The organism is Paracoccus liaowanqingii (assembly GCF_004683865.2).
GTDB classification, from domain to species: Bacteria; Pseudomonadota; Alphaproteobacteria; order Rhodobacterales; family Rhodobacteraceae; genus Paracoccus; species Paracoccus liaowanqingii.
The window spans coordinates 148,064-161,071 of the sequence record NZ_CP040764.1 but is presented as its reverse complement, the minus strand read 5'-3'; the positions used below and the strand labels follow the sequence as shown (position 1 = coordinate 161,071).

Genomic DNA, 13,008 nt, shown 5'->3' with positions numbered 1-13,008 from the left:
GGACGCGCGATCAGCCCGCCAGCATCCATTCGGCCAGCGGACTGAGATTGTCGTCGCGGTGCAGGTAGTCGGGATCGAACTGACCGTATTCGCGCAGCGCCGCGACGTCGTTCACGACGATGCGGCGATCCTGCTGCACGATCAGCCCCTGCGATTTCAGCGTTCCCAGCACCCGGTGCAGATGGACCGAGGTGATCCCCAGCACATCGGCCAATTGCTGGTGCCCAAGCGGCACGACCCGGTCCTGACCGCGCCCCACCGCCTCCAGCCGCGCCAGGATCTCGCACAGCAGATGCGCCGCGCGCCGGTCCGCCCGGCGCCGTCCCAGGCCCACCAGCCATTCGCGCAGGATCGCCTCGTCGACCAGCGTCGCCCACCACAGCGCCATCGCCAGCCGCCGCGAGCTGGAGGTCATCTCCACCACCGTGCGATGCGGGATGTCGACGATCCGGCAGTCCGACAGGGCCGAAATGTTGTGGTCCATCCGCCCCAGGATCGCGATGTGCAGGTCGCACAGGTCGCCCGGCAGCAGCAGGCCCACGATGGCCCGGTCGCCATTGGGCAGCACCTTGTTGCGGCAGACGATGCCGTCCAGCACCAGGTGGACATAGCGCGGCTCGTCGCCCTGCTTGATGATATCCTCGCCCGAGCCGACGGTGTAGGACCGCTCGCTCAGCCCGTCCAGAAGGGCCAGATCGGCGGCGGACAACTGGACCACCTGTCCCAGTTTCCGCGCCAGTAGGTTGTCGGTCATGCGTCTCCATTCCCGCGGCGCCCCGTGGGGCGCCCGATGTGCAGTCGTCGCTGCAAGGGATGGAACCTTTCCGGGCATGCGATGTTCCCGACGGCTCAGGCGGATCCCATCGGCGGGCCATCCAGGCGCAGGCGCGCCATGGCCAGAAGCCGGTCCACCTTGGACCGCGACACGCCCATGATCCGCGCCGCGTTGACCCGCGTGCAGCCCATGAACCGGACCAGGGTCAGGGCCTCGCGCTCTGCCGGGGGCAGCGTCATCAGCAGGGCCAGATCCTCGTGCCCCGGAAGGTCATTCGCGCAGGGCATGTTCGAGGCCCGGTCCAGCATGCCGCTGCGATGCAGATCGCGCAGCGTGGACAGAAGCCACGTGAAGCGGCATCTCTGGGCCGCATCGCGGCAGGCCAGCTCGTCGGCCCGATGAAGCGACCAGGCGACCAGTCCGTCGCCGGTCCCGGCATTGCCGCACAGGACCCTCGCATACAGCCGCAGCGCGGGAACATAGGTTGTCAGATTGGAATGGGGATGTTGAATCATCTGGCGCGCCTTCCTTTCGTCTGACCGCCATTAGGAACAACTTGAACGTGTCGTTCTAGAACATTTGTTCTTAAAAAGAGAAATTTGCGGCGGCCACCTGCGGCATCTTGGCCGCGTGCCGTTCCCCATAGCATTGGAAGCACTGAATATCGCAGGTCTTTTTTCAAACTGAACCGATCGGTACACGAGCGTGCCGGACGTCAGAACTCGGGTTCCAAGGCCTTGCGCAGGATCCCCCGGGCCCGGTTCACCCGGCTCTTGACCGTGCCGATGTCGCAGTCCATCACCTCGGCCGCGCGGATGTAGCTTTCCCCCAAGACCGAGACCAAGACCAGCGCCTCGCGGTAATGCGCCGGCATCCGCTCCAGCTGGTCGCACAGCTCGCGATGGCGCAGATACCATTCCTGCCCCGGCTGCGAGATGGGCGTGCCCGACACGCAGTCCGCGCCGCCGGTCCGCTCGCGCGCGGCCTTCTTGACGTTGGTGTAGAAGCGGTTGCGCATGATCGTGAACAGCCAGGCCCGCATGTAGCTGCCGGGCTTGTAGCGGTCGGCATATTCGATGGCCCTCAGAAGGGTTTCCTGGACCAGATCGTCGGCGTCATGCGCCCGTCCGCAGAGCGAGCGCGCATAGGCGCGCAAGGCGGGGATGTGTTCCATGATATTGTCGGACATGCGGGATGGCGCCCCCCAATCTGCGCTGGTGAAACAACAGGTCCGACCGGGGCGGGGTTCCATCGCGGCGCGCATCCCGGCCCGATCGGGCAGCCCGTGGCCCCGACCGGCCGGTTTGCGCCGACGCGGGCCGGCGCCCGGGGCACCGAAGGCCGGGAACATCGGATGCAGGTGCCGGTTGCACGCCCCAGATCCGGATGCCCAGATCCGGATGTTTTGCAGGAGACGCGCCATGACCGACCATCCCACACCGCCCTTTCCCGAACAGCAGCAGGACCTGCCCGGCAGCTTCCTCGAGATGGACCCCCTTCCCGATCACGGCGAGGACAGCTGGCGCGGGGCGAACCGCCTGCCCGAGCGCATCGCCCTGATCACCGGCGGCGACAGCGGCATCGGCCGGGCGGTCGCCATCGCCTATGCCCGCGAGGGGGCCGACTTGGCGCTGGTCTGCCTGAACGAGGACCGCGACATGGCCGACACCGCCCGCCTGGTGCGCGAGGCCGGGCGCCGCTGCCTGGTGCTGACCGGCGATCTGTCCTCGCCCGCGTTCTGCCGCGACGTGGTGGACCGCACGGTGGCCGAATTCGGCCGCATCGACATTCTGGTGAACAACGCCGCCCACCAGCGCAGCTTCGCCCGGATCGAGGACATCAGCGACGACGAATGGCGCCACACCTTCGCGGTCAATATTGACGCGATGTTCCATCTGACCAAGGCGGCGGTGGCGCATATGCCGCGCGGCAGCTCGATCATCAACACCGCCTCGATCAATTCGGACCAGCCCAACCCGACGCTGCTGGCCTATGCCACCACCAAGGGCGCGATCCAGAACTTCACCCTGGGCCTGGCGCAGATGCTGGCCGATCGCGGCATCCGCGCCAATGTCGTGGCGCCGGGCCCGGTCTGGACCCCGCTGATCCCCGCCAGCATGCCCGCCGAGAAGGTGGCGCAGTTCGGCGCCGACTATCCCATCGGCCGCCCCGCGCAGCCGGTCGAGCTGGCCTCGGCCTACGTCATGCTGGCCGAGGCGATGTCCAGCTACGTCTCGGGCGCCACGATCGCCGTGACGGGCGGCAAGCCGATGATGTAGGACGGCCCGAACCGACGCCCCGGCCCCGGCCCCGGCTCCGGACCGCCAACCATATCGTGACATGCCCCGGCGCACGCAAGCCATGAAATCGCGTGACAGGCGCCGGGCCGCATGCCACCAGACGAGGAAAGGACAGCCGGGGACATGATGACCGATCACGACAAGAATTCGCCCGAGGATCCGCATCTGGACCGGGCCATGCAGGATCTCATGTCCGAGGTCGCCCGCGAGGACATCCCCCCGCGCCTGCGCGAACTGGCCCTGCGCCTGCAGGAAGCCCTGGCCCGGGCGCGCGAGGCCGACGACAGGTGACCGGCCGGCCCCCGGCCGTCACTCCGTCTCCAGCGCCCGCATCTCGTAGTCCAGGCTCACCGAGATGAAGGACCGGATCAGCACCAGCCCGCCCAGCAGCAGGATGTTGTCGAAGGTCAGGTGAAGCACCGTGCGGATCAGGTCCGCCACGATCAGCACCTCCAGCGCCGACAGGATGTGCCGGCCAAGCGCAAGCCGCCCGCGGTTCAGCTGGTGGCCCGGGTCATGCGCCGCCCGCCGCAGGACCTCGCCCGACAGGAACCAGCCCAGGAACCGCACGACCCCCAGGATCAGGATGGCGATCGCGAACAGCTCGATCAGCACCACCAGCCATTCCAGCGGCCCCGCCAGCCGCCCCAGGTGATCCGACAGCGAGAACACCACTCCCTCGTCCAGCTGCATCCCCAAAAACCCCTGTGCCGCTCCAAGATCCCGCGCCAACGTCCCCGCCCTGGCGAAGTTGCACCATGACGGCACCCAACCCCTTCATCTTGGCCCAAATATCCTGCGGGGGTGCGGGGGTGCAAAACCCCCGCTCCGGCGCCCGCCACCGGGGCCCGGCGGCTCCCCTCCCGGAACCGCCCTGGAACATCGGCCGCCTTCGCCGGTTGGAGCCCCCAGCAACCGGGGTCGATGAGCCGTTCATCGCGCCCGGGCCAAGACCGATCCAAACCGAAGGAGATCCCAGATGACCGTCGACGATCCGCACACCAAGGCGACCGGCACCTCCGCCAAGGACAACATCGCGTCCGAGGCCACGGACCAGGCCTCGCGCCTCGCGGGCAGCGTCAAGGACGAGGTCACGCGCCGCGAGAAGGACCTGCGCTCGGGCATCGCCGAGCGCGCCGAAAGCGTGGCCGCGGGCCTGCGCAAGGCTGGGTCCGAGATCGACCCGGACTCGTCCATCGCCACCATGTTCGACCGCGCCGCCGACAGCGTCAGCGGTCTGGCGGGCAGCCTGAACGCGACCGACCCGGCCCAGATGGTCGAGGACGTGCGCAGCTTCGCGCGCCGCCAGCCGGGCGCCTTCCTGGGCCTCTCGGCCCTGGCGGGCTTCGCCGCGATCCGCTTCCTGCGCGCGGGCTCCGTCCCGTCCTCGACCCCCATGAACACCAGCGGCTTCGGCGACGCCGGCATGACCCGCCGCCCGTCCCCGGACGCCCCTGCGACGGTCGGCCCGGCCGGCACCGCCACCGTCACCCCCTCGGCCGCCAGCGCCGCTCGCGCGGTCCCCACCGGCACCGTTCCGACTGGCCCCGCCCCGACCGGCCCCATCCCCGGCGCCGGTGGCCGCAACGACGGAGGCTCGCATGCCTGATCCCGTCCGCTCGCAGAACCCCGCCTCGCTGGCCTCCGACGCCCTGCGCCTCTCGGGCGAACTGGTCCGCAAGGAGATCACCCTCGCCAAGGCCGAGATGCGCCAGAACCTGACCCGCGCCGGCGCGGGTCTGGGCATGGTCGCGGCCGCCGCCGTCCTGGGCATCGTCACGCTGAACGTGCTGACCGCCGCCCTGGTCGCCGCCCTGGCCGAGACCGACCTCGGCCCGATCTGGAGCGCGGTGATCGTCGGCGTGATCCTGGCGATCCTGGCCTATGTGCTGCTGCGCAAGGGCATGGCCGATCTGAAGCCCGAAAACCTCATGCCGACGCGCACGGCCGAGAATGTCCAGCGCGACGCAAGCGCGGTGAAGGAAGCCTATCATGACGCATGACGCCGACAATCCCGACCATATCGAACGCGAGATCGAGAAGGACCGCGAGGCCCTGCGCCGCACCCTCGACGACCTGCAGAGCGAGCTGTCGCTGGACGGCCTGTCGCGCCGCCTGACCGGCTCGGTCCGCAGGAACGGCGCGGAATGGGCCGAATCGGCCAGCGCCGCAGCCCGCGCCAATCCCGTGGCCCTGGGCCTGACCGGCATCGGTCTGGCCTGGATGATCTTCGGGCGCGGCCATGACCCGGTCCACGGCTTCGGCGCGTCCTCGGACGACCGGCCCGTGCGCCACGACCGCCCCGCGACCCCGGTCCTCGCGCCGACCCCCACCCCGGCACCGACCCCCGCCCGCGCGCCCCGGCCGATGGCGCAGCCCCCGGGTTGGGCGTCGGACCAAGGACAGGCGACGGACCGGACGACGAGCCGCACCTCGGGCATTTTTTCCGGCCTGACCACCGGATCCAGCAAGGAGCATGGCATGACGGACATGGCAAAAGACAAGGCGCGCCATCTGCGCGACCGCCTGAGAGAAGGCACCGAGGGCCTGGGCGACGAGGCCCGCCAGCGGATCGAGACCGCGCGCCGCAAGGCGCTGGACGCCAGCGACGCCGCCCACCGCCAGCTGGCGCAGGCCAACCGCAAGGTCGCGCGCAGCTATGACAGCGAGCCGCTGCTCTTCGGCGCGCTGGCCCTGATCGGCGGCGCGGCCCTGGGCGCCATGCTGCCCGGCACCCGGCGCGAGGACGAGCTGATGGGCGACTATCGCGACCAGCTCTTCGACGAGGCCGAGGCCGTCTACCAGGAAGAGAAGAGCCGCGTCGGCAACGCCGTCTCGGCCGGTCTGGACGAAGCCAAGTCCGCCGCCTCCAACGTGGTCGCCGCCGCCAAGGACGAGTTGACCGACGACAAGGCAGACAAGCCGACCGCCGGCACGGCACCCTCGGGAACACCTGCCGCGACCGGGTCGACCGGCGCTTCGGGCACGACGGGAACGCCGAACGCGACCGGAACACCCAAGGTCTGAACCGACAGCCCCCGCAATCCCGAAAGGCCCCGCACCTGCGGGGCCTTTTCTTTTGACCATGATGGGGCACCGCCAAGGAAGCACCTTCACCCAAACCGACCTGGTCTCTGGTCCTTCGGCTTTTCCACGAGCGCGAATGGCCGACACCTCTGCGCTGCCAGTACTACTCATCGTTTGACGTAGCATGCCGGACGGAGCCATGGTTCATTCGCCCATCAAGATGGGTCAGGCATGCAGGTGACAGATGCAGCGTTACAAATCACGGCTTGGCTGGTATGACGGCCTGACCGCGCTGATCTTTCACGGACAGCGAGCAGAGGCCGCATCGCTTTACAACCTCACGAGCATCTTTCAGGTCGCGGCACTCTATGACGATACCCCGTTTGCGCAGCAAAAGCTGATACTGGGTTACGCCCTTGGCGTCTTTTCGCGACATCTGGCAGGCTATAGCGAAGGCCACTATCTGTTGACGGACAGAGGCGCAAAACGACAGGCCTTGGAACTCGACCGGAGAGAACTGACGCAGGCAGAGGTATGGGTTCTGGACCCAAGCGATCCGCGCCGAACAGGTTGCTAGACGCAGTCCGAGAGAATTTTGCTCTACTCCAAGGTGACTTTTGCAGAAGCAAACGAGTGCCAAGAGTTGAACGGACTGTCGCGCGCCAAGCCCACCTTCATTGTTCCGCCCGTGACAGCACCCTGTCGGACCGTTGAGCCCTGAGCGGAACGAACCTCAGATCCTATCTTCGCTACCCTTGCCCTCCCCCTTCCCCGGCGCTACCCCGCGCGGACCGTGCGATCGGAGCCGACGATGGAACCCTGGGTCCTCATCACCCTAGCCGCCGCTGCCGTGCAGACCTGGCGGTTCATGCTGCAGAAGGGGTTGCGGGCGGCGGGGCTGTCGACCGGCGGGGCGACCTATGCGCGCTTCGTCTTCGCCGCGCCGCTGGCGGGGGTCGCCTTGGCCGCGCTGCTGATCACACGCGGGGACGGGATGCCGGCACTGTCGCCCGGCTTCTGGCTGTGGGCGATGGCCGGGGGGCTGGCGCAGATCGTGGCGACGCTGGCCACGGTCGCGCTGTTTGCCACCCGGTCCTTCGCGGTAGGCATCGCCTTCACCAAGACCGAGGTGCTGCTGGTCGCCGCCCTCTCGGCGCTGCTTCTGTCCGAGCCGGTCTCGCCCGACGGGCTGGCCGCGATACTGGTGGGCACGGCGGGTGTCCTGCTGCTGTCGCGCCCGGCGGGGGGCTGGGCCGCGCAGGGGGTGGATCGGCGCGCGCTGATGCTGGGGCTGACGGCGGGCGCGCTGTTCGGCCTGTCGGCCATCGGCTATCGCGCCGCCACCCTGCAGGTCGATCACCCGCAGGCGCTGGTCCGTGCGCTGGTGGCGCTGGTCGCGGCGACCGGGTTCCAGACGCTGGTGATGACCCTGTGGCTGGCGCTGCGCGAACCGGGCGAGCTGTCACGCGTCGCCACCCGCTGGCGGGCGGTGCTGCCCGTGGGCGTGACCGGGGTGCTGGGCAGCCTGGGCTGGTTCACCGCCTTCGCGCTGCAGAACGCCGCCTATGTCCGCAGCCTGGGGCAGGTCGAGCTGATCTTCTCGATCCTCGCCTCGGTCGTGGTCTTTCGCGAGCGGTTGCGGGCGGTCGAGCTGGCGGGCATGGCGGCCCTGGGGGCCTCGGTGGTGCTGATCATCTGGCGGATCTGAGCCGGTCGCCCCATCCCTCTTCCGATGCCCCGCGCGGGCCTGTAGGCTGACCCCGCCGATACCCTGCCCGAGGAAGACCCCATGACCGACCTGACCGCAGACCTGTCCCAGATCCTGGGGGCGCCGCATGTCCTGACCGGCGCGGACATGGCTCCCTGGATCAGCGACTGGACCGGCCAGTATCACGGCGAGCCGCTGGCCGTCGCCCGCCCCGCCGACCGCGATCAGGTGGCGGCGGTCCTGCGGCTGGCGGGTGCGCGGGGCCTGCCGGTGGTGCCGGTCTCGGGCAAGACCGGGCTCAACGGCGGGGCGATGGGGCAGGACGCGATCGTGCTGTCGCTGGACCGCATGAACCGCATCCGCGAGATCAACCCCCGGTCCCGCGTCGCGGTGGTCGAGGCCGGGGTGATCGTCGCCGCCCTGGATGCGGCGGCGGACGATCACGGGCTGATCTTTCCCCTGTCCTTCGGGGCGGCGGGATCGGCGATGATCGGCGGCGTGCTGTCGACCAATGCGGGCGGCGCCAACGTGCTGCGCTATGGCAACACGCGCGAGCTGTGCCTGGGGCTGGAGGTGGTGCTGGCCGACGGGCGGGTGCTGGACCTGATGCAGGCGCTGCACAAGGACAATTCCGGCCTGGACCTGCGCGACCTGATGATCGGGGCCGAGGGGCAGCTGGGCATCATCACCGCCGCCGTGATGAAGCTGCATCCCCGCCCGGCCGAACGGGTGACGGCGATGGTCGCCATGGCCTCGCTGGATGCCGCGACCGATCTGCTGAACACCATCCAGGACGCCTCGGGCGATGCGGTCGTGGCCTTCGAGTTCATGCCCCGCGCCTTCATCGAGGGGCATCTGGCCCTGCATCCCGGCGCGCGCGAGCCCTTCGACGCGTCCCATCCCGTCAACCTGCTGGTCGAGCTGGCCGCCACCCGCGCGGGCGATCTGGCCGAGCGCGTCGAGCAGATCCTGACGACCCAGCTGGAGGCCGGGATCATCGCGGATGCCGTCATCGCCGCCAGCGAGGCGCAGCGGCGTGCCATGTGGGCGCGGCGCGAGGCGGCGGCCGAGATCGCCTTCGCCCGCCGCCCGGTGCTGGACACCGACATCGCCCTGCCCCGCGACGTGGTCCCCGACTTCCTGCGCCGGATCGAGCCGCTGCTGCGCGAGATCGACCCCGGATGCGAGGTGCTGTCGGTCGCGCATCTGGGCGACGGCAACATCCATTACACCTGCTGGCCCTCGCGCGACGATCCGGCGCTGAAATTCGCGCTCAGGGCGCAGATCGACGCGCTGGCGGTCGGGATGGCGGGCACCTTCTCGGCCGAGCACGGGGTCGGCATCTCGAAGCTGGCGCCGATGGCGCGGCACAAGGACCCCGTCGCGCTGGAGGTGATGCGTGCCATCAAGGACGCGCTGGACCCCCAAGGCATCCTCAACCCCGGCAAGACCATTCCAAGGACGACCCCATGACCGTGATCTTCGACGACCGCCAGCGCCTGCACGATCCCCGCTTCCGGCTGGTGGATGGCAAGATCGTGCAGAACCCCGACCGCCCCGCCCGGGTCGAGGCGCTGCTGGCAGGCGTGGCCCGCGCGGGGCTGCAGCCTGTCCCGCCCGTCGATCACGGTATGGCGCCCTTGGCCGCGATCCACACGCCGCGCTACCTGACCTATCTGCGCGGCATCCACGCGCGCCGCGCCGCCGAGGTGCCGGGCCTGGACGAGGTCGTGCCAAGCCGCATTGCGCCCGACCGCAACGTCCATTACGCGACCGGCACCGAGGCGCAGATCGGCTTTCACAACGCCGACACCTCCTGCCCCGTCTCGGCCGCGACCTGGGACGCGGTCTACTGGTCGGCGCAATCGGCCCTGACGGCGGCGGATGCGATCCTGCGCGGCGAGCGGTGGGCCTATGCGCTGTGCCGTCCCTCGGGGCACCATGCCTATCGCGAGGTGGCGGGGGGGTTCTGCTTTCTCAACAACACCGCCATCGCGGCGCAGCATCTGCGCGCGGCGGGGCACCGGCCCGCGATCCTGGACATCGACGTGCATCACGGCAACGGCACGCAGGGCATCTTCGAGGATCGCGACGACGTGCTGACCGTCTCGATCCATGTCGATCCGGCCGAGTTCTATCCCTTCTACGCGGGCGGGGCGCAGGAATGCGGGATCGGGCGGGGCACGGGCTATACCCTGAACCTGCCTCTGGCGCGGGGCAGCGGGGACGCGGCCTATCTGCAGGCGCTGGCGGGCGCGCTGGACCAGATCGCGGCCTTCGGCGCCTCGGTCATCGTCGTGGCCCTGGGGCTGGACGCGCATGAGGGCGACCCGTTCCAAGGGATGACCGTCACGACCCAGGGCTTCGCGCGGATCGCTGCGGCCATCGCGGCGGCTGGCCTGCCGGTCCTGAACGTGCAGGAGGGCGGCTATCTGCAGCCCGTGCTGGGCGACAATCTGGCCAGCTATCTGACCGGCCTGCGCGGCGGCGTGTCTGCCTGATTTTCGGGCAGCAACCCGGACCGACGGCTTCGCCCCGCGACCTGTCGCTTGACCGCCCCGGCGTTGCTGCCCAAAGTCGCGGCACCCATCGCCCGTCAGGAAGGTTGCCGACCCATGTTCCACCGCTCCCTCGCCCCGCTTGCCGCCACCCTTCTGATGACCGGGGCGGCGGCGGCCCAGACCTCGATGCCCTTCGCGCTGGACTGGCGCTTCGAAGGCCCCGCCGCGCCCTATTTCGTGGCCGTCGATCAGGGCCATTTCGAGGCCGAGGGGCTGGAGGTCGAGGTGACGGCGGGCGAGGGCTCGCTGGACGCGATCCCCAAGGTGGCGACCGGCGCCTTCCCGGTGGGCTTTGCCGACATCAACAGCCTGGTCCGCTTCCTGGACCAGAACCCCGGCGCCCCGGTGATCGCGGCGATGATGGTCTATGACAAGCCCGCCTTCGCGGTGATCGGGCGCAAGTCGCTTGGCGTCAGCGAACCCGCCGACCTGATGGACAAGGTCCTGGGCGCCCCGCCCCCGGACGGGGCCTGGGCGCAGTTCCCGATCTTCGCCGCCGAGAACGACCTGGACATGGACCGCATCACCATCGAGCCGGTGGGTTTCCCCACGCGCGAGCCGATGCTGGCCGAGGGCAAGGTGGCGGCGGTCACCGGGTTCTCGTTCACGTCCTATCTGAACACCATGCGGCTTGGCGTGGACGGCGACGATCTGTCGGTGATCCTGATGGCCGATCACGGCGTGGATCTGTACGGCAATGCGGTGATCGTGAACACCGACTTCGCCGCCGAGAACCCCGAGGCCGTGACCGGCTTCCTGCGCGCGGTTGCCGCCGGGTGGAAGGACACCGCCGCCGACCCCGAGGCCGCGATCGCGGCGCTCGGCTCGCGCAATCCAGGGATGGATGCGGATCTGGAACTGCAGCGCCTGACCCTGGCGATGGAGCAGAACGTGATGACCGAGTGGGTCACGGAGAACGGCATGGGCAATGTCGATCCGGACCGGCTCGCCAATGCGGTCGAACAGATCAAGCTGACCTACGAGTTCCAGAACGAGCCCGACCCCGCGCTCTATTTCAGCGACGCCTGGCTGCCCGATGACGGCAGCCTGACGATGGACTGATCCGCGCGCATGACCAACACCGTCGAGATCCGGCATGTCACCCATGCCTACAAGACGCCCAACGGCCCGCTGCCGGTTCTGGACGATCTGTCGCTGGCCATCCCCGAGGGCGCGTTCTGCGCCGTCGTCGGCCCCTCGGGCTGCGGGAAATCCACCCTGACGCGGCTGATCGCGGGGCTGATGAAGCCCGACCGGGGCGAGGTCTTCCTGCATGGCGAGGCCGTGCGCGGCCCGCGCAGCACGGTGGGCATGGCCTTCCAGAACCCGGTCCTGCTGGAATGGCGGTCGATCCTGGACAACGTGATCCTGCCGCTGGAGATCGTGACCCCGCGCATGCCGCGGCGCGACCGCGTGGCCCGCGCCCGCGAACTGCTGGCGCTGGTGGGTCTGGAGGGGTTCGAGGACAAGCGCCCGTCCGAGCTGTCGGGCGGCATGCGCCAGCGCGCCTCGCTGTGCCGCGCCATCGTCCACAAGCCCGAGGTGCTGATCCTGGACGAGCCCTTCGGCGCGCTGGACGCCTTCACCCGCGAGGATCTGTGGCAGACCATGCACGCGCTGCGCCGGCAGGAGCCGTTCACCACTCTGCTCATCACCCATGACCTGCGGGAATCGCTGTTCCTGGCCGACGAGGTGGTGGTGCTGTCGGGCCGCCCGGCCACGGCGCAATACCGCATGGCCGTGCCGGGCGGCACCGCCCGGACGCTGGACGACCTCTACACCCCCGACGCGGCCGAACGCCTGAACCTGCTGCGCCACCAGATCCAGATCGCCCAAGGCCGGGCCGAGGTCCCCGCATGAGCCTGCGCCGCATCGCCATCCCCGTCCTGGCCATCCTGATCTTCCTCGGCCTGTGGGAGGCTCTGGTCTGGTGGAACCAGTGGCCCAACTATCGCATGGCCTCGCCCTCGGATCTGGGTCCGGCCTATGTCCGCTATGCCGAGCTGTTCGTGGTGATGGGCTGGCAGACGCTGTGGCGCACCGTGGCGGGGCTGCTGCTGGCGGTGGTCTTCGGCACCGCGCTCGGCATGGTCATGGGCTTCTCGCGCACCATGCGCGACGCGCTCTATCCGCTGCTGGTGGGGTTCAATGCCGTGCCCAAGGCGACCGTGGTGCCCATCGTGGCGCTGATGTTCGTGGGCGCGCATGACTTCAACACGGTGCTGATCGCCTTCATGATCAGCTTCTTTCCCATCGCGGTGTCGGTCTCAATCGGGCTGTCCACGCTGGAGCCGGAATACCGCGACATCCTGCGCTCGCTCGGCGCGTCCAAGCTGACGATCTTTCGCAAGATCGCCCTGCCCAAGACCCTGCCCGAGTTCTTCGGCGCGCTGAAGGTCGCGGTCACGCTGGCCTTCATCGGCACCAACCTGATGGAGATCGTCTCGCCCCACGGGCGGGGCCTGGGCGCGCTGTTCGACAGCGGGCGCACCAATTCCGACTATCCGCTGATGTTTGCGGTGCTGCTGGCCCTGGCCGGGCTGGGGATCGTCCTTTATTACATCGTGGTGGCGCTGGAACGGATCTTCGCCGGATGGGCCGACCGCAGCCCGACCTGATGCGGGCGCAGCCAAGGGG

General features: G+C 69.3%; 16 protein-coding genes. 12 read left to right on the top strand and 4 right to left on the bottom strand.

What is annotated here, in order from left to right; all coding sequences use genetic code 11:
* Positions 1-10: 10 nt before the first annotated feature.
* The 3 genes from E4191_RS21605 to E4191_RS21595 form a co-directional block, all read right to left on the bottom strand.
* A complete protein-coding gene (locus tag E4191_RS21605; RefSeq protein WP_139616394.1) occupies positions 11-754 on the bottom strand; it encodes a Crp/Fnr family transcriptional regulator in 744 nt (247 codons plus the stop codon).
* 95 nt (positions 755-849) lie between these two features.
* Positions 850-1,290, bottom strand: coding sequence for a sigma factor-like helix-turn-helix DNA-binding protein (locus tag E4191_RS21600; RefSeq protein WP_139616393.1), 441 nt, complete (start codon positions 1,288-1,290; stop codon positions 850-852).
* A gap of 200 nt (positions 1,291-1,490) precedes the next feature.
* Positions 1,491-1,964 (bottom strand): sigma-70 family RNA polymerase sigma factor, encoded by a 474-nt coding sequence (locus E4191_RS21595; RefSeq protein ID WP_139616392.1) that lies wholly within the window; start codon positions 1,962-1,964, stop codon positions 1,491-1,493.
* 232 nt (positions 1,965-2,196) lie between these two features.
* On the opposite strand from E4191_RS21595, the gene E4191_RS21590 reads away from it, so the two are divergent.
* Positions 2,197-3,054: an SDR family oxidoreductase gene (locus E4191_RS21590; RefSeq protein ID WP_139616391.1), complete on the top strand. Its 858-nt coding sequence runs from the start codon at positions 2,197-2,199 to the stop codon at positions 3,052-3,054.
* 144 nt (positions 3,055-3,198) lie between these two features.
* Positions 3,199-3,366: a hypothetical protein gene (locus tag E4191_RS23965; protein ID WP_176562847.1), complete on the top strand. Its 168-nt coding sequence runs from the start codon at positions 3,199-3,201 to the stop codon at positions 3,364-3,366.
* Positions 3,367-3,384: 18 nt separating this feature from the next.
* On the opposite strand, the gene E4191_RS21585 is transcribed toward E4191_RS23965, so the two are convergent.
* Positions 3,385-3,768 (bottom strand): DUF1622 domain-containing protein, encoded by a 384-nt coding sequence (locus tag E4191_RS21585; RefSeq protein WP_139616390.1) that lies wholly within the window; start codon positions 3,766-3,768, stop codon positions 3,385-3,387.
* 286 nt (positions 3,769-4,054) lie between these two features.
* Here E4191_RS21585 and E4191_RS21580 point away from each other — a divergent pair, with 286 nt between their 5' ends.
* From E4191_RS21580 to E4191_RS21535, 10 genes are all read left to right on the top strand, one after another.
* Positions 4,055-4,684, top strand: a complete 630-nt coding sequence (locus E4191_RS21580) for a hypothetical protein (RefSeq protein ID WP_139616389.1) — start codon at positions 4,055-4,057, stop codon at positions 4,682-4,684.
* Positions 4,677-5,078 carry a phage holin family protein gene (locus tag E4191_RS21575; protein WP_139616388.1) on the top strand — a complete coding sequence of 134 codons (402 nt, stop codon included), beginning with the start codon at positions 4,677-4,679 and terminating at the stop codon, positions 5,076-5,078. The genes E4191_RS21580 and E4191_RS21575 overlap by 8 nt, the downstream gene beginning before the upstream one ends.
* A complete protein-coding gene (locus tag E4191_RS21570) occupies positions 5,068-6,102 on the top strand; it encodes a DUF3618 domain-containing protein (protein WP_139616387.1) in 1,035 nt (344 codons plus the stop codon). The genes E4191_RS21575 and E4191_RS21570 overlap by 11 nt, the downstream gene beginning before the upstream one ends.
* A gap of 244 nt (positions 6,103-6,346) precedes the next feature.
* A complete protein-coding gene (locus E4191_RS21565; protein WP_139616386.1) occupies positions 6,347-6,679 on the top strand; it encodes a hypothetical protein in 333 nt (110 codons plus the stop codon).
* A gap of 234 nt (positions 6,680-6,913) precedes the next feature.
* The gene (locus E4191_RS21560; protein ID WP_139616385.1) at positions 6,914-7,810 is read left to right on the top strand and encodes a DMT family transporter; all 897 of its coding nucleotides are present in this window, start codon (positions 6,914-6,916) and stop codon (positions 7,808-7,810) included.
* Between the two features lie 81 nt (positions 7,811-7,891).
* Positions 7,892-9,283, top strand: a complete 1,392-nt coding sequence (locus E4191_RS21555) for an FAD-binding oxidoreductase (protein WP_139616384.1) — start codon at positions 7,892-7,894, stop codon at positions 9,281-9,283.
* A complete protein-coding gene (locus E4191_RS21550; RefSeq protein ID WP_139616383.1) occupies positions 9,280-10,311 on the top strand; it encodes a histone deacetylase family protein in 1,032 nt (343 codons plus the stop codon). Before E4191_RS21555 ends, E4191_RS21550 begins: the two co-directional genes overlap by 4 nt.
* 114 nt (positions 10,312-10,425) lie before the next feature.
* Complete coding sequence (locus E4191_RS21545; protein ID WP_139616382.1) at positions 10,426-11,433, top strand: ABC transporter substrate-binding protein; 1,008 nt, start codon at positions 10,426-10,428, stop codon at positions 11,431-11,433.
* 9 nt (positions 11,434-11,442) lie between these two features.
* Positions 11,443-12,231 carry an ABC transporter ATP-binding protein gene (locus tag E4191_RS21540; RefSeq protein WP_139616381.1) on the top strand — a complete coding sequence of 263 codons (789 nt, stop codon included), beginning with the start codon at positions 11,443-11,445 and terminating at the stop codon, positions 12,229-12,231.
* Positions 12,228-12,989, top strand: a complete 762-nt coding sequence (locus tag E4191_RS21535) for an ABC transporter permease (RefSeq protein WP_135818620.1) — start codon at positions 12,228-12,230, stop codon at positions 12,987-12,989. Before E4191_RS21540 ends, E4191_RS21535 begins: the two co-directional genes overlap by 4 nt.
* The last annotated feature ends 19 nt before the right edge of the window (positions 12,990-13,008 follow it).

Coding starts and splice junctions, on each gene's coding strand:
- E4191_RS21605 (WP_139616394.1), bottom strand. CDS start 754: ATGACCGACAACCTACTGGCGCGGAAACTGGGACAGGTGGTCCAGTTG.
- E4191_RS21600 (WP_139616393.1), bottom strand. CDS start 1,290: ATGATTCAACATCCCCATTCCAATCTGACAACCTATGTTCCCGCGCTG.
- E4191_RS21595 (WP_139616392.1), bottom strand. CDS start 1,964: ATGTCCGACAATATCATGGAACACATCCCCGCCTTGCGCGCCTATGCG.
- E4191_RS21590 (WP_139616391.1), top strand. CDS start 2,197: ATGACCGACCATCCCACACCGCCCTTTCCCGAACAGCAGCAGGACCTG.
- E4191_RS23965 (WP_176562847.1), top strand. CDS start 3,199: ATGATGACCGATCACGACAAGAATTCGCCCGAGGATCCGCATCTGGAC.
- E4191_RS21585 (WP_139616390.1), bottom strand. CDS start 3,768: ATGCAGCTGGACGAGGGAGTGGTGTTCTCGCTGTCGGATCACCTGGGG.
- E4191_RS21580 (WP_139616389.1), top strand. CDS start 4,055: ATGACCGTCGACGATCCGCACACCAAGGCGACCGGCACCTCCGCCAAG.
- E4191_RS21575 (WP_139616388.1), top strand. CDS start 4,677: ATGCCTGATCCCGTCCGCTCGCAGAACCCCGCCTCGCTGGCCTCCGAC.
- E4191_RS21570 (WP_139616387.1), top strand. CDS start 5,068: ATGACGCATGACGCCGACAATCCCGACCATATCGAACGCGAGATCGAG.
- E4191_RS21565 (WP_139616386.1), top strand. CDS start 6,347: ATGCAGCGTTACAAATCACGGCTTGGCTGGTATGACGGCCTGACCGCG.
- E4191_RS21560 (WP_139616385.1), top strand. CDS start 6,914: ATGGAACCCTGGGTCCTCATCACCCTAGCCGCCGCTGCCGTGCAGACC.
- E4191_RS21555 (WP_139616384.1), top strand. CDS start 7,892: ATGACCGACCTGACCGCAGACCTGTCCCAGATCCTGGGGGCGCCGCAT.
- E4191_RS21550 (WP_139616383.1), top strand. CDS start 9,280: ATGACCGTGATCTTCGACGACCGCCAGCGCCTGCACGATCCCCGCTTC.
- E4191_RS21545 (WP_139616382.1), top strand. CDS start 10,426: ATGTTCCACCGCTCCCTCGCCCCGCTTGCCGCCACCCTTCTGATGACC.
- E4191_RS21540 (WP_139616381.1), top strand. CDS start 11,443: ATGACCAACACCGTCGAGATCCGGCATGTCACCCATGCCTACAAGACG.
- E4191_RS21535 (WP_135818620.1), top strand. CDS start 12,228: ATGAGCCTGCGCCGCATCGCCATCCCCGTCCTGGCCATCCTGATCTTC.